Genomic DNA, 19,107 nt, shown 5'->3' with positions numbered 1-19,107 from the left:
ATACTTTCAATAATATGAACAATAAAGCATCACTAGAAGAATTAGACAACGAATCCGATGAAATTAGCAGTCCACTAACTTCACCTAACAGTCTTAATGGTTCACCTAACAGTCTTAATGGCTCCGCTAATAACTCTGGAAAAATGTTGGAAGAAACAGGCAGTTTGGGTATTAATAAAGACGAAATCACCTTGGAAGACGAGAAAGAACTGGCTGGATATAACGATGATCTTCCTGAATTACTCACAAAGGAATATCGCATTAAACAAGACGAAGAAGAACCAGAAGGGCGTTCAACTTCAGAAAAACCAAGTGTTCGTATGGGATTAGTTCTAACTGCAACAGCAGCCATCATAGGAGCAGTAGGATTCGTTTGGTTTGGATTTCTTGCTCCTAAGCCTGCGCGTCAAAAAGCATCTAACCCTTCTCCTTCAACGACCCCAAAACAATTAGAAGACGAATCTGCCGAACTTAAAGGCAAATTAGCTTTTCAAGACCAACGACGACAATTGGAAACTAAACCAGACATACAGAAACAACGTTCTACGCCCACTAAGCCCCAAACCTCCCCATCACCAGTGGTCGCTAAAACTCCTCCCTCTCCACCCCCAGTCCGTCAAACTCCTACTGTTCCACCTGCACCTAGAACAGTTTTTGTTCGTCAACCATCCCCTCCACCACCGCAATCAGCACTCTTCACTGCACGACCTATACAGCGTACACAACCTATACAGCCCATACAGCAGCCTATACGCGCTATACAGGCTGCACCACCCGCAGAGCCGAGTTCGGCTATAGATCCCTTTGAACGGTGGAGCCAATTGGCTTCCTTGGGGCAAACTCGCGGATTAACCACACCAGAAATGGCATCGAATAGCCAAGGACAACCAACTACAGAGCTAGGTGATAATTCTTTTGCTACATCTTCGACCCCTGCACCAACCATAACAGCTTTTCGGACTTCGCCAACAGCACTTTCTACTCAAAACAATGCAAGCCCTTTCCCTACAAAAAGGCAACAACAAAGCATTTCAACTGTTTCTATTGGTTACACCGGAGCTAATAACAATTCAGTAGTAACTAATGCTACCGGAATGACTGATGGAGAAATGGGAATTCTCAACCGTTCCCCGGTTAATCAATACAATAGTGGAACATCTGACTCTGCCTTAGAGGTGGCAATTGGAACTTCTGTTAATGCACGGGTTGTTGTACCGATGCTCTGGGATGAAAGCGGTGAAAGCCCAACAAATGGTAGATTTGCTATTCAGTTAACAGAAGATATGCAGACAACTGATGGCAGTGTAGCTTTACCAACTGGCACTATTTTAGTTACTCAGGTAGAGTCTGTAAACCGAAGTAATAGATTAGTAAACATGAGTGTTGTGGCACTGGTTTACCCCGATTCACAAGGGCATATGCGGCAAGAAGAAATACCAGCCGGCAACTTGCTAATTCGCGGCAAAAATAATCAGCCGTTAATTGCTCAAGGACTCTTTGATAAAGGTTCCCAAATCGCCAAACAAGATTTGTTAATCGGAGTTATCAGTAGTTTGGGAAGAGTTGGAGAAATCATCAATCAACCTCGTACTCAATCATCGAGTTCGTCATCCTCTTTTGGCTTTAGCCAATCCACAGTCACTACTACAAGTAATCCGAATGTCCTGGCAGCAGCTTTGGAAGGATTCTTTAAAGTGACAGGCGATCGCCTAACGAAACGTTCAGATCAAGCGGTACAGGAAATACTTAAAAAACCGAATGTAGCAGTTGTGCCAGAAGGGACTGAGGTTTCTGTTTTTGTCAACAGCTTTCTACGTGTGCGTCGATAGTTATAACAAAAGTTACCTGGAGGAAAAATAGATGAAAAAATTAAAAGCTATCTTACTTGCCTGCGCTTTTTCTTCGTTAACAACAACTGCTATAGTACTTTCCCCCTTACGGACGCTGGCACAAACACCAGCTTTGCGCGTCATCGGGCAAGAGGAAGCAGCGGCAAGTACTACAAACTTACAAGTCTGGGCTGGTCGTTCCACAGCTATTGATTTTTCCCAGACTAACGAAGTCATCACTTACATTCTGATAGCCGATCCTTCACGCACTGTTTACAACACTGATGCTGAACTTAGCAGTAATCAGGCAAAAACTGTGTTTGTAAAGGTGATTAAGCCGTTACGCTTTCCAGGTGCAACTTCAGCAGTCATAACTAATTTGTCTATCAAGACCCGCACTCCAAATGGACAACAACACCTCTACACTTTCAATATCGTTCCTGGTTTTGGTACACCTACCTACAGTGGCATTTCTATATCTGCGATAACTCCCGAAGTCGAACAAACTGGGTTGGTAGGAAGTAACCAAATTGCGACGCTTAACGATATTGAAAGAGGGTTAAAAATTGCGATCGCCTTGGGTTATACAGCAACCGATGACCCGGTTGTCTTTAAAGTGCGTGAATTTTTGGCATTGGTACGGAACAGAACACCAATTTCTAAAGCAGCCGCAAGTGTCAAGTTGCCCTTATCTGTGGTTTCGTCTTTAAGACAATTGGGACTTGAAAAATTCAAATTTAAACTTCCTCAAACTCCACTTAACCCAAATCCAGCTAACTCAAATTCTGCTGAATTTACTTTTGATTTTGGCGGGTGAGTCGTAGTTGCTATTGTGAAAAATTGAAGTTGAGTCTGTGGCATCAGCCGAAAGTATGTTACTTTTACTGTCTCCAAGGGAGCGATCGCACCTAAAGATAAATAAACAGTCCTGTCAACCCTTCCCTTACCAGACCGGATTTTAATTTCCCCAGACGCTCGATGACTCGCTACCGCTTCTCTACGAGAGGCTGCGCCAACGCTATCATTATTAAAGTCCTTAAGTCGAGTTTTACTACCTCAGCCCGACGCAAGCCGGCACCGCGAAGGATAGCGATTAATGCAGCATCTCTAAATCCGACAGGGGTGCGATCGCCAAAGCAAACCTACATCGACGAGTTAATCTCATCTTGACTCAGCGCCCTTCCCCTCAGTTCTTTGGACGTTTTCACGCTGTTGAAAATTGTCGCGGACAAAAAAAGAAAATTATATCTGTGTAACCATAACTGCTGTCGTAAAAGGAAGCGATCGCCTAACAGCTGGATCTTAAATAGAGTGGGATTGCGAAGCTCATTAACCAGCTTACTTAAAGCTTCCTCTAATTTACTAGAAAGTTCTTGCATCTCAGGCTGATATGTATCTGGTAAATGCTCAGAAATTTCTGTGTAAAAGTTATTCCAGTATTTAGCATAGATCGGTAAAAACGTGACTGGCGTTCAGAGCTTTGAAGCGTCCCAAATGCGATCGGTAACGTTCCAGACAAGCTATTTCTAGTCCACTGAAGAAATCACCCATAACACAATTCCATCAACTCTTGATGCCACGGCTTAGGCAACATCGAAAGTAAACCAACTATGATTTTACCTTGCACTTGTACAGGAGTTGTTTCTAAAATCCACTGCCAATACTTATTATCTAAATCCCTGTACCAAGAAAATACCTCTGACAACAAATCGGCATTATCATAATCTGCCCAAAGTGGCATCACATTACACCCAATGGAATGAGCTTCATCTCGGAATTGATCTGATGAATCATCGGAATTATTCCTTTTACTATTAAAAGTATTTAATAGCGATAGGAATATTTTTAGCCAGTCCTTCCAATTTCCAGAAAATTTACTCACTACTTTCGATATATAACCTTGAGTAATGCCGGAAATCGATTCTACAGAAGCTTGCGTAATGTTACGTCCTTGTTCCCAAAGTTCTTTGACTGCATTTTGAATCTTCCACCAAGATTTCTCATCTTTAGAAGCTGCCTCAATTGTGATATCACCTGCATTAATATTTTCAACTTTCATTTCTAAGAAACTAAGGTCATAATCAGCGCAAAAATAAAAGCAAAGCTGCTCTTGAGGACGATTATCCGCTCGCAGTCTTCCTATAGCCTGGATAATCTCCGCTTGTGTGCGATCGCGCACGAAATCCTGAAACTCTTGAGAATCTGTAAGTGGCAAATCTTTACCTAAAGTAAATATATTCTTATTAAGAGTTAAAAAAAGCATTGACAAAGAGCCAATATTTTGATATGGAATACCAAAAGTGGCTAAAGTACTCACTCCTTTAAACTCGTTCGACCCCCGACTATCTCTGAACCAACCTCCATCACTGCTTTGACAACACTTAACAAAGTCAATAAACTTGATATCTGGATGTCGTACTAACAATTCCTCTCGTAAAGCATCCACCCTAGTTTGACAATATAATGTGCGATTCTTAGAAACTTGACCTAGCCCAGTCACTTGAATTATTTGCAAGTTCTTATGAACTGGCACTGATTGTTCAATTGTTAAAACCTCTTCTGGATTAATATCCATCCACCAAGACAAATACTCAGCAGTAGTCGTTGCATCTAGATAAATATTCCACCCAGAAGCTTTGGCAATTTCTGCATGTCGTGATTTCCGAATTGTAACAATTAGTTGACCGTCAACAATCCGTAAAGCACCTTGAATTTGTTTCCTCCATACTTCTAGAAATGGTACAAACCAATTGAGAATAACATGCTGTCGAATTATCTCTTGTACCTCAGAATTTTTATTGCCAAAACGTTTTCGCATTCCACTAGGTAAATTACTCAAATTTACCCCATAATTGCTCGTAGTATTTAACAGTGATTCCAAATCAGGATGAAGAAACTCAGTTGCCAAGGCAATAATTTCATCTAAATTATCTGGTGGTGTACCCAGCATCTCCCTAAGAGTACTATCATTCCAACCGTAGTGAGGTTGTTGAATTTCTCCTGTAAGACACTGACGTAGAACCATCCACATTGGCTGTAACTGAACATTCACTTGGGGACAATAAATCATCAATTCAGCCATAACGCGGTCGATGTCTGGCAATTCTACAGTCACAGGATGAATTGGTTGCACCGTGTGCATTACTTCGTCCCAGAAGTTGCCACAACTAGTCCAGTCATAATCAACAGGATCGGGTGCGCTGTCTGGATGCGCTCCAATGCGATCGCATATCATTGTTTTCGCACGCAAGTTACGATATCCAAATCCTTTTCCTTCCTTAAAACGGCAAGCTTCTAGTAAGTGACACGTTGCACAAACAGGATTTTCCACACCTTCAATTGATGGAATATTTTTGTCCCGCAAAGCAGCAAAGACTTTAGTCCGATGGCAGTTACCACTTGTATCAGGGGTTTCTCCTTTTTTGGGCCATCTCAGATATTTCTTCCCACCAGGGGTTGACTGAAACACCATGCCATCGTTACGAACCTCCATTGCCAGGTAATTCTGCTCAACAGATTCTGTGGTAATGTTTCTGACTTGAGAGGTAAAGTACCATAGCTGACGCACCCCAAAAACTTCTGGAATGGCTTTTCCAGCATCATAACTTTTAAAAGTACCAGTAGGACTTTTATCTAAAATATGTTTCCAACCAGCAGCGATCGCTTCTAGCAGTACTTGTAATCGTTGACCCTTTTTAAACAAAATTTTGCGTGAATCCAACTTACGTAAGCGATGTAGTTTTCCTGGTTTATACTTGATAACATTACTTTGTTTATTATTTACAGTTGATTGTTCATTTTCATCAACTACAGTCTGATTTTTCGCTTTGTTTGTAGTTGTGGTCGTTTGGGCAACTTCTTGTATTGGTTTGCCGAATCCTTTCTTTGGTCGGTATCTCTCGACCATCCTACGCAGCCAAAGTTTAAGGTTGTAAAGTAATGCCCATTCTCGCTCTGATTGTGCCAGTTGTTGCTGGATTGATTCTGGACACAGGGCAAAGAAATCTTCAGGTGTGATAGTTTCGCCGTTCCAAGCTACTATTATCCGATACCCACCTTTGCGACAGCGTTCAATACCTGTTGCATATTGGCGAATTAAATCCAGGCTTTGGGTGGAGTCCGGCAACGGTCGCAACTCAATCAGCTTATCTTTTAAAAGGTGGAACGAACCAAGTTTTAGTAACTGATTGATTTGGCTATAAGTATGGCATTGGCAAAAATAAGCAGCACTTGTAATTAATTTAATTTCATTTTGACGACCTGCTGCAAGCAATTCGTCTATATCTAAATGTTGTTTGTTGTCCAGTTGTCCCCAATCACCTACAGTAAGCCGATAACCCCATTGACGGCAGCGTTGAAGAGTTTCTTGATTAGATAAAGCAATATGGGAATTAGCGATCGCTCCCGCATCGGGCATTAATCTAATTTCTTTAGGACGCAACCGCTTGAGGTAATCTTTAAGGGTTTTTTTACCGTATCGTGCTGCACTCGCAGTCCCGATGACGGCGATATCAGTTTGTCCCTGTCTCCACAAAAACAGTGCTGTGAGTAGAGATTTAAGCGCTCCTTCACAGAGAATCACTACTTTCACTTTCTTAGTGTCAGGGTGTTTCCAGCAAAATAGGGGTAGTTCACCATTGGGTAATTGTGGTCCTGAACCTCCTTGGTTGGCACTACTAAGCCAGATGTATTTGGGATCAGTACGCAGAGTCGCAATTTGGAAACCAGTAATGTGAAAGTCGGGGTCGAGGGCTGCGATCGCTATCCCCGGCATCCCTAATAATTTACCTTCTTTTGAAATGCCGGGAAGGGCAGCGGTGACACCATTAGGAGCGTAAATACCTGGTTGCCAAGTTCTCACCCAGCCTACCATACAGAGCCAGTTTATCTCGTTAACAGTTAGCTGTCTGCGTTCCTGGAGGTGTAAGGAATGGCGAGTACTCAAGTTTGTTACTGTTGTTTCCAGCAATAACCTATTCATGCAATGTCGCTCAACGACAAGCTGCTCCGCGTCTACGCGTTGCTCTACACTCAACCGCTCCTTGACTTTTACATTAATCCCAGGTTGTCGTCGCCAATGTCCTTCAATAAGTGTTTGGGAATTACTGCCATCGTCAAGAGCAAATAAACCCCCCATGTCGTTACGCAACAACGCCAGGAAACGATAGCCCGCTGGGGCATCCTGTTGACTAAAACTCCGTAGACACTCAATTAAACCATCTTCTTTGATAGCGCAGCCGTGGTAATTGCCGCAGATGGGGCAAAGATTGCGTTTGCTAGTGTACTGGCGTTTCATAGGCGCATTTAAAGGCGGAGTTTTAAACTCGCAAAAGGGCGAAATTTCTGTGCGTCCTAAGAATACCGCGCTGCTTTTTTTGGCTAAAAAAGTACTCACCGATCAATATGATCAATATGATCAGATGAGTACTAAAGGCTGAAAACTTTACCTGATATAGATTACAAAAAAGTAATTATCACGCGAGGGGGCGTTAACATCACGCGAGGGGGCGTTAATATCACGCGAGGGGGCTTTATTGAGTACTCAGAAAACACAAAATACCCCCTGTGAGTACCAAAGGAGGAAAAATCAATATTGCAGGTTACTTTGGATAAACCTAAGACTTCCTTGAATTTGAGTGAGGTAGCAATTGGGCAGTGGGAGAGTCAGCTTTATCACAAAGTTTTTTAGAACCCCTCCCAGATGGACATTTCAACAAAACACTCAGACGCTAGAAAATAACCGATTAATCAGCGTTTGAGACGATACCATTCGTTAAGAGAAAGCGATCGTTTTTAAGCGATCGCTGTTTCTCTCCTATTCAGGATGACTGAAACCCTCATTCCACCCGTTAGTTTGCACGCATTTTGTGATAAAGCTGAAAGTTTTTTGTGGTGCGGAAGACGGTTAAACAGGCTATGTTGCTTGTGGTTAGTTCATGATAATCCCAAGACTTCCTTGAGTTTGACAGCATGTTTCTGTGGAACTGGCTTATCTCTACCTTCGGTTTCAATGTCTCGCACCCAACTCTGACTTAGACCCATAGCACCAGCAAGCTGTCTCTGACTCATACCTCTACCTGTCCGAACTTGCCGTATAGTAGCTCCGGTAAGTTCGCTGATTTCGGGTAATTCTATGATTTGTGATGTAGCGCTTGCCTGGGGGGGTGTTTTGACCAGTTCAGGAGTGGTGACTGAGGTGGAACTAGGGTAATTTTTTGTCTGTAATTGAGAAATTTCTTTATCTGTGCAGGTTTTCGGGGTTTTAAATTTATTCAGATACCTTTGAATTTGAGGTGGCAGCTTAAAAATCAACTTCGCTTGAAACAAAAAGTTCTGTATATAGTTATCTGGCAGCCTCTTAGTCCCAAGTAACCGCTGATTTCTCTCTTTGGTAGGGAGGTTGCTAAGTTCATCTGGCATTGCCCATAAAGGTCTGAGCCAGATCGGGTAAGTGTCATCATCAAACTCAATTTTGATACCAACTTTATCTTTTAAAACCAACAATGCCTCTTCTAGCGTTTCTTTAAGTCTCCAGCCATACCTATAATCACTTACTGCCTGTTCAATTTGAAAGGACAGCAAAACGTTACTTAATAAGCTATTAATCGTGTACGTACCACTTTTATGAGCGCGACTATTCTGTATAATGTATAATGCTAAACTGCTAGCTAGTTTCTGGCGATGCGGATCTATATCGAAGACTTGCTTTGGGATAAACCCGTACTGATACAGTGCGGTTCTTGATTGCTCACCTATGGAGTTGAGGAAGTTGTAAGTCCAAAGACCTGGTTGCACACGGATTATAACTTCGCAAAGTTCATCCGCGTCTTTGAATAAATTTAGCTGACTGTATTCTTGCACGCTTACCGTCCAAAGTAGGCAGCGCTCTTTAATGCAAAGGTTTAAATCTCCTTCGTACCAGTGGATGATTGCACCGAGAGTTCCAACAACTAAAGCCAAGTCCGCTATAGCTTTCAGTTTTTGTGATTTTGTCAGCTTTTTGCTTTTGTATACCTTTAGTGTTTTGATGAGTTCCGAACCTCGTAGAACAAACGGCTGCTTCCAAGGTTGTGCCTGAAGGGCAGCATAGGTGGCGAACACAGCATGGAGTCTTGCGGCCATCACACCGTATTGCTCAAGGATTTTATGTTCAGCGCTGTCTGAGATGTATTGCGGTTGATGCTCCTGTTTGTGAAGTATGTAAAACTCTATATAACGACCCTTTCCAAATGGTTTTTGGAAGTAAAGGCTGCCATTAGTGTACTCATTCCAGTCTGGATGCTTAAGGTACGCTTGAGTGGCACTGACAATTGGTGCGCCTGTTGCCGTCATCTCGTAGTTTTTGTTTGTAAACAGTGGTGGTTCACAAGAAGGTAGGTTTTTGGGTTTCCTAAGACGCTTGTTAGCTCTTGCTGCCTGCGCTACTTCTAACCCAGCAATTACCGTTTGGTAGCCTGGTGATTGAGGGCTGGCACACTCTTTTCTATTGTCTCCTACCGACATCAGTTTTGCCCTCCCCCGAAATATGGAACAGTAAACAGAGTGTTGTGGCTGTGGCAAAGGGTGAATGGCTGGAGAATTTTAAGGACATTTGAGGTATTAATGCGGACTGCTGTTACTGCCAGCAGCCGTAATTTGTTTGGGTTGAATTTAGGAATTCCTCGTTGTTTGCAAAAAGTCGTAGTCAGGAGAATACACTTTGTCATATAAAAAGTAGAAAAAGTAGACAGCAAAATTCATGCGGCCGCATGGCGGGCATCTACAAAAACGTTACGCGATGGTGCTTTGCAGCACTCCCTTTAGGTACGGCAAGTGCCCTTTTTCAAGTCGTGGCTGTTTCTTCAGCAGTCACTTAAAACTAGGCAACTTCCGATCCCGAAACATCAATAAAATCTTGATGAATATGCGTACTTTGGGTAGCATGACTTGTGAAAACTGCCTCTGACAAAACTTTTGCTACCCAGTCCACCACAACCAAGCCGGACTCTTTGGCAGCGTCTTGTATCAAGGGTTGCAAGTCGGCGGGAAGTTGTAGAGTTAGGGTGAAGGTTTCTCGTAATGGTAGTCTGGTCTTTTTAATTTGGGCTGACTCTCCCCCTCGATAAGTCCACAGTTCGCATTCGGCTGCCCGCTGATTACCGTTTTTCTCAATGAAGTTCAATTTCCCCAACTGGTAACAATAAAAGTTTTGGGGATTATCTACAAACTCTCGGCTGCAATGAGAGCAATTCCAGCAACTAGGGGTAATTGACGGTGTAGAGTTTTTAGTTGATTGCTTTTGTTGGTCAAAAGTGTTTTTGTTCCTGGGCGTGGTAGGCACACTTGCTCTGTGATATTCTCTTGCAACTTGGGCAACGTGAAGAGCTGTAACTTTGCCATTTGCAGCCGTAGAAACCGCTGTCTTCCAAGCTTCTCGTTGTTGTTCAGGAGGAAGTGCCACGAGAGGACGGGCTTGAGCTTCATTGAGGGGAAGAATTTGTGCGCAATTGCGCACATTTTCGACCACAATCGCAGCACCGATCAACTGATAAGCTGAACGCCGAGACATCTCCCAACGAGTGATACAGTATTCTTCAAATGTTTTGTGGGTTTCCCGATAAAGACGTTTATCTCGAATCTGACTTAAGGCTTGTCCTATTTCCCAAAACGCTTTTAAGCCGAGTTCTACTTTAGCCTCTAGCCTCCTTAGTTCTACTGCCTCAGCATCGCTGAGTAAATTTTCTCTGCTCAACGGGTTTTGACCATTAGTCTTGTTTGAAATGCAGTTCGCATTTAACGCCACTTGTTCACTATCTTGAGTTCGAGTGCGTAAGAGTGTATCTAAATCTACAGTAGAGTTAGAGTATGACATTGATATGTTTTTTCCTCCGACAACGTTAAAACTCTTTCATTAACGAATGGGTGATTTAACTGCGTCGGTGTGTTTGCAAAATGCAATATTAAGCATTGCACAATGCAATATTAATCACATAGTTGCTTAAACTTTCTTATAAATTAATTTATGTATTATGCTAAACAGAAATCGGCAGGCACTTATGATATGAATACTTCCTCTAATAACTTCCTCCTCCAACCAAGCGCGCGGAGGACAGTGCGGTTTTGTTGAAACGCTTGTAAATGCAAGGGTTTTTGACTTAAATTAGTTAAATAGGATGAATAATTAAACTCCACAATGTCTGATCCTAGCCGTGCCCTTTGCGGAGGTTAAGACATAGTGGAATACAGGCTAAGGTAGTTTACATAAGTATGACCGCTAAAGTAACTTTTGTGACTGTTGAGTCCGGGTCTTCTAATATGCAGGAACGCCAAAATCGACTGGCTCAATTGATTGAACAGCTACTACAAGAGGGCTGGACTCAAACTACTTTAGCCACAGCTATTGGTGTAGATTTCTCAACTGTGTACCGATGGTTGAAGAGTAAAACCATTCCCGAATGCGATTCTAAAAACTTTAGGCAATTGGCGAAGTTGAGCGGTGGTAACACTAGATCGCTGCAATTTTATTTAGATGGGAAAATTTCTTTATTAGCCTACCGTCAAGGTTTGGAGAAGAAACCATTAGAGAAAGTAAAAAATGACAAAAGCTCGGTTTCTGATCAGATTAAAAAAGAAGTTTTAGCAAAAATTTATTTACTTGACCCAGTAGATATTGCGGAAGTAATTTCTTCAAGTGTAGCGTTTCTAGCAGGGGTAGAGTGAAATAATTATAGTTGTAATTTTTAAACTTATCCTTAATATAAGCATCGTCAAATAATTAAGCAACACAGCACAAATGGAAGTGCATCTACCATGACAACACAAGAACGAAAAAATAGAGTCATATCCTCACGAATCAAAGCAATTAATCGGTATTGAATACGAGCATTTTTTAGCAAAGCGTAGATTTAGTCGAACAAAAACATTTAGAGAAATAGGTACTTATTGAAAAAAAGAAAATTCGGATTGTGGCGCTTTGGTGGTGGAAGTAGACCAGATACGTCATCGAAACAAGGAATATGTCTGTGCCTAGTCTATCTGAGATAAAAACCGATATTTGAAATACTTGGTTTAGTATTTGACGTTTCTAAAACTAATACAACTTCATCAACTGTATCTTTTTATATCAGAAAGCTCTCTATTTTTTGACACGCAAGGGTTGCAGAGCGCTTGCCACCCCCTCAACAACTGCTTTTAACCTAAAATGACGGGCTATATCTGATAGAAAAATAAATACCGTTATCTTGCAACGTTCGTTTGTCGGCATCGATTGAGATTAAAGGAAGACCATAATCGATTCGGGCTGATAAGTTTTCTTGTTGCCATAGCAATCCCAATCCTGCACCAATTAGTGTATTTTGAACAAGATTACTTTTGCCATTATTCCAACCTGTACCAATGTCAATAAAGGGTGCAACTTGCAGCACTCCATTACCGTTCGCTTTGAGAATAGGCAGGCGGAACTCTGTAGAAAATAATATGCCATTATCTGTCAACAATGCGTCTTGACGATATCCCCGAACAGTTTGTTGTCCCCCAATTCCAAATTGTTCAAATGGAACTAAAGCCCTATCCGCAACTTGGATATCACCGCGCACGATTAATAATGTATCAGCAGCTAAAAGTCGCGTCCATTGAGCCTGTCCGCGCCAAGCGAAAAAGCGACTGTCAGGGGCACTTTCGTTAATTGTGGCATCAAATAGACCTAACCCGAAAGAAAATTGCGATCGCGCTGCAAAAACTTGTCGTTCGTCTCGCTTAACCCAGTCTTGAAAAAATCGCAAAGCAGAAATGCGAGTGCGTCCTTCTTCATCTGCTCCCGGAGAAAGGGGATACCCACCGATGTTGTCAATACCTAGCTTTGTTTGATTTTGTTGTTGTGATAAAGTGAATCCAACAGCAAACTCCTCTCTTGAGCGTTGAAATAAAGGCTGACGATAGCTGAGTTCGTAATAACTTGAATCTGCCTCAATATCGAGTTTATCGAAAGGAGGTTCAATTACATTACTGTTAATATTACCATAGGCGAGGCGGAGTGTGCCGTTACGGGGATTCAGAGGAATTGTATAACTGACATCTACTTCGTTGCTACCATCTGTGTTTGTGTAGCCGACTCTTAACTGATCCCCAAAGCCAAGTAAGTTTGCTTGGTTCAATTCAATTTGACGCCGGAAACTACCAACGCTGGGCGCTCGTCCGTTATCAATCGATGGGGTAACACTCAAAGTTTTCGCTTCAATTATATTCACTTGCAACAAATTTTTTCCGGGACTGGTTCCAGCTTGCAAGTCAGCCGAGATGTTAGCGATGAGTGGGTCGAGTTGCAAAAGTCGCAATCCCTCTAACAAACGATTAACATTGACTGGAGCCGTAGTTGCTAACGCAATGCGACTGCGGACATAATCGGGATGCAAACGACGGCTGCCATTGATTTTAATGCCTTCAAGGGAACCTTCAATTATCTGAATTTTGACAATCCCATTTTCTAAAGTTTGAGGGGGAATGATGGCTGCGGAAGTGATATAGCCACGTTTAACGTAAAAGTCGGTAATAATTGACCGAGCTTGAAACAATTCTGCAAAGCTGAGGTTTCGTCCTGTATACTTTTCTTCGAGTAATTGAGTGAGTTTTTGCGAACTAAAAACGGTACTGCCAACTATTTCAAATTTACGGACGAAGATATTATTAAGCGTATCACCAGGTAGTTCTGGGGGTGGTTGCCCAGTAGTTGGTTTTGGCAATAAATCTTCAGGGGGTGGAAGTTCAAGCGGTGTTTGCTCTGGCTGTGGGTTCGGGGGAAGCGATCGCGGAATATCTTGAGGAGGAATATTCGGAACATCAATCCGCTGGGCAATATCGGGAATTTCTTCAGATGGTAACGCAGATATGCCGCTATCTGCCCAAGCAGATGCAGAAAAAACTATCAAGAATGTAAAATGCAAAAGGCAAAGGGTAGAAGGCAATCCCATAAATAAATATAGGGGTTTTAAATAAGACGAAGACCTTGGAAATAATCGTTTACCGATTATCCATAAAATGTTATTAAGTAAATGCAAATTTAACATGAGACTTGAACAGAATAGATGAAGAAATAATGCGGTGTTGCTGCACTGTGCAAAGGAAAGTTAAAGCATTCATCAAATTTGATGAAAGCATAAACCGGGTTTTTCAACCTAAATACGTCGTTTCGGCGTTTTCTTTTCAACCAAAAAGTCGGTTTATTAGGCGTTTTGCGTGGTTGCCTTTTCAAGGAAAACAGAATTAGCATAAATCGCAAGTTGCGATCGATTCTTTAGGTTTAGACGATTAAAAATGCTGTTGATGTGCGTTTTAACTGTACTTTCACAGATAAATAGTTTCTGAGCAATTTCTTGATTTGTTGCGCCAATCGCCACTAAACGTGCTACATCTAATTCTCTTGGTGTCAATTCTGCCAGTGCGGGGGAAATAGATTGCGATATTGGCTTTGCTATATTTTGGCTAACAACCCGCTCAAGAAGACCTGGTGCGAGTTGGGCATATCCACTGTTGATGGACCGAATTGCATTCACAAGTTCACTTGAAGGCATATCTTTAAGAAGATAACCTTTCGCACCGGCTCGAATCGCTTCACTCACATCGCGATCGTCATCATAAGTACTCAATACTAAAACCTTTATGTTGGGAAATCGTTCACAAATGATGCGGGTGGCAGTAGTGCCATTCATAACTGGCATTCGCAAGTCCATTAACACAATATCCGGTTGTGGTGTTTCGACTTGTGCGATCGCCAAACGTTCTATAATGGAAATCGCTTCTTCTCCGTTCTCCCCCATACCCACAATTTCTAAATCTGGTTCTAGGCTCAAAATTGCTTTGAGACCTTGACGAACTAAACTTTGGTCGTCTACAAGTAATAAGCGAATCATACAGCGCACCTTTTAAAAATAAACATATCTTTCTTCCTCTAACTTTGTACGAGCGAGATTTTCTCTACTTTGTTGTGTGCTTTGTTTATTGAAAGAATCTTCACCCATATTTCTCACAATTTGACGTACTTCGTACATCAGAGTGCTACTCAGTTGGTAAGCTTCTGACAGTGATTTTTCAGCTTGTATTGGGTTGATTTGCCAAAGTTTTTGTACAACTTGCAGTTGGATATCTAAAGCTGCGATCGAATGTCCTAAGCCGTGATAAAAGTTAAGTAAATTGTGATTTCTTTCTTCAATGAGTGTGAAGTATTCCATCTTTGATGCATAAATTTTCAATTGATTTTCAGCTAATATCAATTCTTGAGTTTTTTGGCGATATGTACAAATAGTTTTCATCAATTGCCAAGCTAGCGTCAAGAAAAATATCCAAATTAACAAAACAGTCACCATGTTTTTTGTACTTGAATAATAAGATTTGGTGAAGAGATTATAAAGTTAAATCTCAACTACTTTATTAATAGCTCTAATTGAACCGCTTGGCTATCTACTACTGCAATTTTCCAACTTTAGTTTTAATTTTTACCCTGTCATAAACAAAAAGTTTTAAAACATACATTTATCTAATACTAAAGTTGGAGTCAGGAGTCAAAAGACACGGAGTTAGGAGTTTGGAGTTTTCAACGCTGGTTATAATAATGCTAAATTTTGTCATTTATTCAGATGAAGAGGTTGCCATTCACCAATTTTGACTGATAGCGTTCGCGTAGCGTCTCGTAGAGAAGCGCTAGCAGGCACTCCCGCGTTTGGGTTTTTGCTAATTGAAGGAGATTCTTTAGGAATATATATTTCAGGCATTTGCGGTATATGAGATATGTGAGATATATGGATGGGAATCTCAACAGTGATGCAACAACCATCTCCGGGTTGAGATTCTAAATGTAAATGACCTTGTAAAACTGCTACTCGTTCTTGCATTCCTTTGAGTCCGTAACCACCTGAAACTTCTTCAAGGTCGAATCCGCGACCGTTATCTTGAATTGTTACATGCACCTGTGTTGCAGTTGTGCAGATATAAAGTTGTACTTTTGTTGCTTGAGCATACTTGCGAGTATTGTTAAGCGCTTCTTGGATAATTCGATAAATGGGTGTGACAAGTTGTGAGGGTAATGCAATGAGTAAGTTAATCTCAATTTCAGGTAAAATTCCAGTTGTTTGCTGAAAATCATCGATCAGAAATTCAATCAGCGTTTCTAAAGATTGGGTTTCGATTTGCTCACTACGTAATGCTTTGACAGATTGGCGGACTTCTTGAGTTGCGATCGCTACTAAACGATGTGCCTCAGTCAAAAATTCCTGCGCTTGAGTTGGATCGGGTTGGCAAAGTTTAATCGCTGTTTGTAATTGAAAGTTCAGCCCAGTTAATGCATGTCCCAGAGAATCATGTAAATCCCGCGCAATGCGATTGCGTTCTTGCACGGCTGAGAGATTGGCAAATTGCAATACGCATTGCCATAAAGAGTCATGCATTTGAGCGAGTTGTTCTGGTGTATAAAGTTCTTCGACCACGACAACCTCTTTGTAATGTCCGGCTATTTCTTCTATATTTCTCAGTCAGGGAAGCTTATGCAATTTAGTGAATTCATACAGGGTCAGCTGGTTCAAGAGGATCTTCATCAGAAGGATGCAAACCAGCTATGACCCAAAAACCGCACGCACTCCGAATAGAATCATCCTAACAGGACTTAAATCCAATTCCCCAGCAACACAAACGCTCCCCAGTAATATGGTGATTTATATTCCGGGTTCTTTAAAATGGCAAGTTGGGCTTGACGGAGAGCTTCTGCTTTTGAGATACCTGTTTTACGCGCTTGTAGCAATTGCTCATAAAACTGACTCATCAAGGTTGCTGATGCTTCATCGTTGATTTGCCACAAAGTTGCTACGGTACTGCTGGCACCGGAACGCACTGCTACACCTGCTAATCCTAATGCGGATTTATTATCACCCGTCGCCGTTTGGCAAGCGCTGAGTATGAGCAGTTCGAGTGGTTTGTTTCGCGACAATTGGACGTTTTTAAGAAGGCTACTAAGTTCGTTGACTTTGATTTTACCATTCCAAGTGAGAATAAAAGTTTCATCTGCTTGAGAACTAAATTGAGCGTGGGTTGCTAAATGTACAATCGGGTAGGAAACGGCTGATACTTTATTTTCAAACGCGGAATTTGTAAACTTATTGTTAAATAAGACTTGGCTGGGAAGCTCAGATTCAATTTTTTTCACTTCTTTCTCGACATTGGGTAGCGCAAAAAAATCTGGGGGACGAGCTTCACTAAGTCCAGCTACTAAGGCTCCCAAGCGTTCTTGTTTGAGCGATCGCGGGGCTAATAATTGCAGTCCCGGTGTCAGGACAATGCTGTATTTTTCTACCAAAAAATTTTTTCCATCATGTAGCGCCGCCATTGGTATATTCCGCAAAACTCCATCTAAAACAAATACCAGTGTTTCTACCTGACTTGCGGCAAGGTCTGCGGCTTCTGGTTCGATAACTAATTTATACATTTTTTGGAGTTCGGGCAGCGTCAGGTCAAAGGTATTTGATTGGTTAAGGATACCTCCTAGACGTGATCCGATCGCCTCAACTTCTTTTTTGCTAATGCTTGTTTTGTAGTAGCGAAAATCACGGTTATCTTTGGTTTGGGAATCTGGTTGAGATTTGGGTAAGCTGACGATAGTCGCAAGCTGGTTATCTAAAATAATTGGATAAATTACAGCTGCTCGTCGATCCACTTGATCTACTTGTTCTGGCTTCGCAGTCAAGCAAGCTTCCCGGAAGAAGTTATCGAGTTCAACTAATTGCAACCCTTCAATCACATCTCGTGCTGTCTTGAGACTGCCTTCTTTATTGGATTCCACTAACAACTCAACAAGTTGACGGTGAATCGGTTCAACTTCATATCTAAAAGAATATTGTACATCCGGACTGGCTGCGGCTAAATCTGTTCGCAACGATTTGATTGTGCCGACAGCTTCTTTGTATGCAGCGATCGCACTATCAATTTTCCCCTGCGCTTTTGTTACCCGTCCTAACTGCCATTGCCAACGATAAGCGATATCACCTGCGTTAATTTGTTGCGCTAATTGAAGTCCTTGTTGAGTCAACTTTTCTGCCTCTGCCCACCGTTGCCTTTCTTCATATATATTACCCAGGCTTCCCAGCGCGTCAGCCTGTATACGGGGGTTTCCTAAGTATACAGCTTGTTGAATGGTGACTGATAGCAGTTGCGCGACTTCACGTAGATTAATGGCTTCTGGGGTTTGTTTCCTCATCCGCATCATCGTTTGCGCGAGATTCACTCGTGCTTCAATCGCGGTGTAGCTCGGTGGTAATGTCTCAATTTGCTTTTGTATTTGTGGCAATAAGCTTTTAGCTGCATCTTTTTGATTAGTATCGACAAGCAAGCTAAGTTGGTTAACTTGGGCTTGTATACGCAGATTCACTGAGGGAGATGTAGCGGATTGTTGATAGAAATTTAAAGCTGCTGGGAAATCAGCTTCAGCGCGGGCAGTGTTACCGAGGCTGAGTTGAGCTAATGTAATTATGTCGGGTAGATTTAATTTATTGGCGATCGCCAAGCTACGCTCGAAAACCAGACGCGCTTGCGGCAAGTTGCCAACAACTCGTAGCGAGTCTCCTAAAGTACGCAACGCTGTTGCTGTTTCTGGGGAATCAGAAATTCCTGACAAAAGACTTTTTAATTTATTGTCTGTTGTCTCTTGCGGCAACTTTAACGCAGTGTAAAGTAGGGGAATTGACCGGCGATAAAGACCTAAATTTTGTAAAGCTTGTGCTTGATTAGTTTGGCTCGTCAGTACTAAATTGGGTTTGCCGAGTTGGGTGTAAAGAGTTGTGGCTCGTTCCCAGGATTTCAAAGCAGCATCGGCTTGTCCGCGTGCTAATTGTAACCCACCTTGAATATCAAAGCTTTGGGCTAATGCAGATAATTTGTCGGAATTTGTTTCTTTTAGAGACGTTAATAAAGTAATACTATCCGTAATTGTACGGTTAGCATCGTTCCACTGTGCTAATTGTTGGTAACAAAGCGATAAGTTGCTCAAACTGAGTGCTTGACGAATCGGGTCTTTTGCAGATTGATATGCAAGGGATGCTTGTTGAAACAGCTTTGCGGCATCGGAAAATTTACCTTGTTGATAGTTTGTTCGCGCTTGTTGATCCACAGATGAAGCCGCTTGAGTTTGAGCGATCGCGCTGGAAATAATCGGAATTTGAGCAAAGCTAGGTGATGTGATGCACAATAATGCAGTCAACACCATCGGCAGACAAAAGCGAATCGATTTTTTCCAGTTTCGTTTAATGCGTTTCATTATTTTGGT

The 19,107-nt window shown here is 41.9% G+C and carries 12 protein-coding genes; 4 read left to right on the top strand and 8 right to left on the bottom strand.

Annotation, left to right across the window (positions count from 1 at the left end; translation table 11 throughout):
* Positions 1–14 precede the first annotated feature (14 nt).
* The 3 genes from TOL9009_RS37225 to TOL9009_RS46695 all read left to right on the top strand — a co-directional run bounded on the left by TOL9009_RS37225 (position 15) and on the right by TOL9009_RS46695 (position 2,999).
* Complete coding sequence (locus TOL9009_RS37225; protein WP_051502712.1) at positions 15–1,829, top strand: TrbI/VirB10 family protein; 1,815 nt, start codon at positions 15–17, stop codon at positions 1,827–1,829.
* Between the two features lie 31 nt (positions 1,830–1,860).
* Positions 1,861–2,646 carry a hypothetical protein gene (locus TOL9009_RS37220; protein WP_051502711.1) on the top strand — a complete coding sequence of 262 codons (786 nt, stop codon included), beginning with the start codon at positions 1,861–1,863 and terminating at the stop codon, positions 2,644–2,646.
* Positions 2,647–2,807: 161 nt separating this feature from the next.
* Positions 2,808–2,999: a hypothetical protein gene (locus TOL9009_RS46695; RefSeq protein ID WP_186227438.1), complete on the top strand. Its 192-nt coding sequence runs from the start codon at positions 2,808–2,810 to the stop codon at positions 2,997–2,999.
* Positions 3,000–3,372: 373 nt separating this feature from the next.
* Here the strand turns inward: TOL9009_RS46695 and TOL9009_RS0100485 are convergent, their stop codons facing one another.
* The 3 genes from TOL9009_RS0100485 to TOL9009_RS37215 form a co-directional block, all read right to left on the bottom strand.
* Positions 3,373–7,125 (bottom strand): hypothetical protein, encoded by a 3,753-nt coding sequence (locus tag TOL9009_RS0100485; RefSeq protein ID WP_029630430.1) that lies wholly within the window; start codon positions 7,123–7,125, stop codon positions 3,373–3,375.
* A 638-nt stretch (positions 7,126–7,763) separates the two neighbouring features.
* Positions 7,764–9,332 carry a helix-turn-helix domain-containing protein gene (locus TOL9009_RS0100480; protein WP_029630429.1) on the bottom strand — a complete coding sequence of 523 codons (1,569 nt, stop codon included), beginning with the start codon at positions 9,330–9,332 and terminating at the stop codon, positions 7,764–7,766.
* A 355-nt stretch (positions 9,333–9,687) separates the two neighbouring features.
* Positions 9,688–10,680 carry a hypothetical protein gene (locus tag TOL9009_RS37215; protein WP_038295538.1) on the bottom strand — a complete coding sequence of 331 codons (993 nt, stop codon included), beginning with the start codon at positions 10,678–10,680 and terminating at the stop codon, positions 9,688–9,690.
* A gap of 395 nt (positions 10,681–11,075) precedes the next feature.
* On the opposite strand from TOL9009_RS37215, the gene TOL9009_RS0100470 reads away from it, so the two are divergent.
* Positions 11,076–11,528, top strand: a complete 453-nt coding sequence (locus TOL9009_RS0100470) for a helix-turn-helix domain-containing protein (protein ID WP_242055131.1) — start codon at positions 11,076–11,078, stop codon at positions 11,526–11,528.
* A 476-nt stretch (positions 11,529–12,004) separates the two neighbouring features.
* Here TOL9009_RS0100470 and TOL9009_RS0100465 read toward each other — a convergent pair whose 3' ends face one another.
* The 5 genes from TOL9009_RS0100465 to TOL9009_RS0100445 all read right to left on the bottom strand — a co-directional run bounded on the left by TOL9009_RS0100465 (position 12,005) and on the right by TOL9009_RS0100445 (position 19,098).
* Entirely contained in the window at positions 12,005–13,747 is a 1,743-nt protein-coding gene (locus tag TOL9009_RS0100465; protein WP_260675809.1) for a ShlB/FhaC/HecB family hemolysin secretion/activation protein, read from the bottom strand.
* Between the two features lie 279 nt (positions 13,748–14,026).
* Complete coding sequence (locus TOL9009_RS0100460) at positions 14,027–14,713, bottom strand: response regulator (RefSeq protein ID WP_029630423.1); 687 nt, start codon at positions 14,711–14,713, stop codon at positions 14,027–14,029.
* A 12-nt stretch (positions 14,714–14,725) separates the two neighbouring features.
* Positions 14,726–15,166, bottom strand: coding sequence for a histidine kinase dimerization/phosphoacceptor domain-containing protein (locus TOL9009_RS0100455; RefSeq protein WP_029630422.1), 441 nt, complete (start codon positions 15,164–15,166; stop codon positions 14,726–14,728).
* 258 nt (positions 15,167–15,424) lie between these two features.
* Positions 15,425–16,282, bottom strand: coding sequence for a sensor histidine kinase (locus TOL9009_RS37210; protein WP_051502710.1), 858 nt, complete (start codon positions 16,280–16,282; stop codon positions 15,425–15,427).
* Between the two features lie 176 nt (positions 16,283–16,458).
* The gene (locus tag TOL9009_RS0100445) at positions 16,459–19,098 is read right to left on the bottom strand and encodes a CHAT domain-containing protein (protein WP_029630419.1); all 2,640 of its coding nucleotides are present in this window, start codon (positions 19,096–19,098) and stop codon (positions 16,459–16,461) included.
* Positions 19,099–19,107 lie beyond the last annotated feature (9 nt).

The sequence above is a fragment of the [Scytonema hofmanni] UTEX 2349 genome (genome assembly GCF_000582685.1).
In the GTDB taxonomy this organism is placed as follows: domain Bacteria; phylum Cyanobacteriota; class Cyanobacteriia; order Cyanobacteriales; family Nostocaceae; genus Hassallia; species Hassallia hofmanni.
This window is presented reverse-complemented; position numbering and strand designations above follow the sequence as displayed.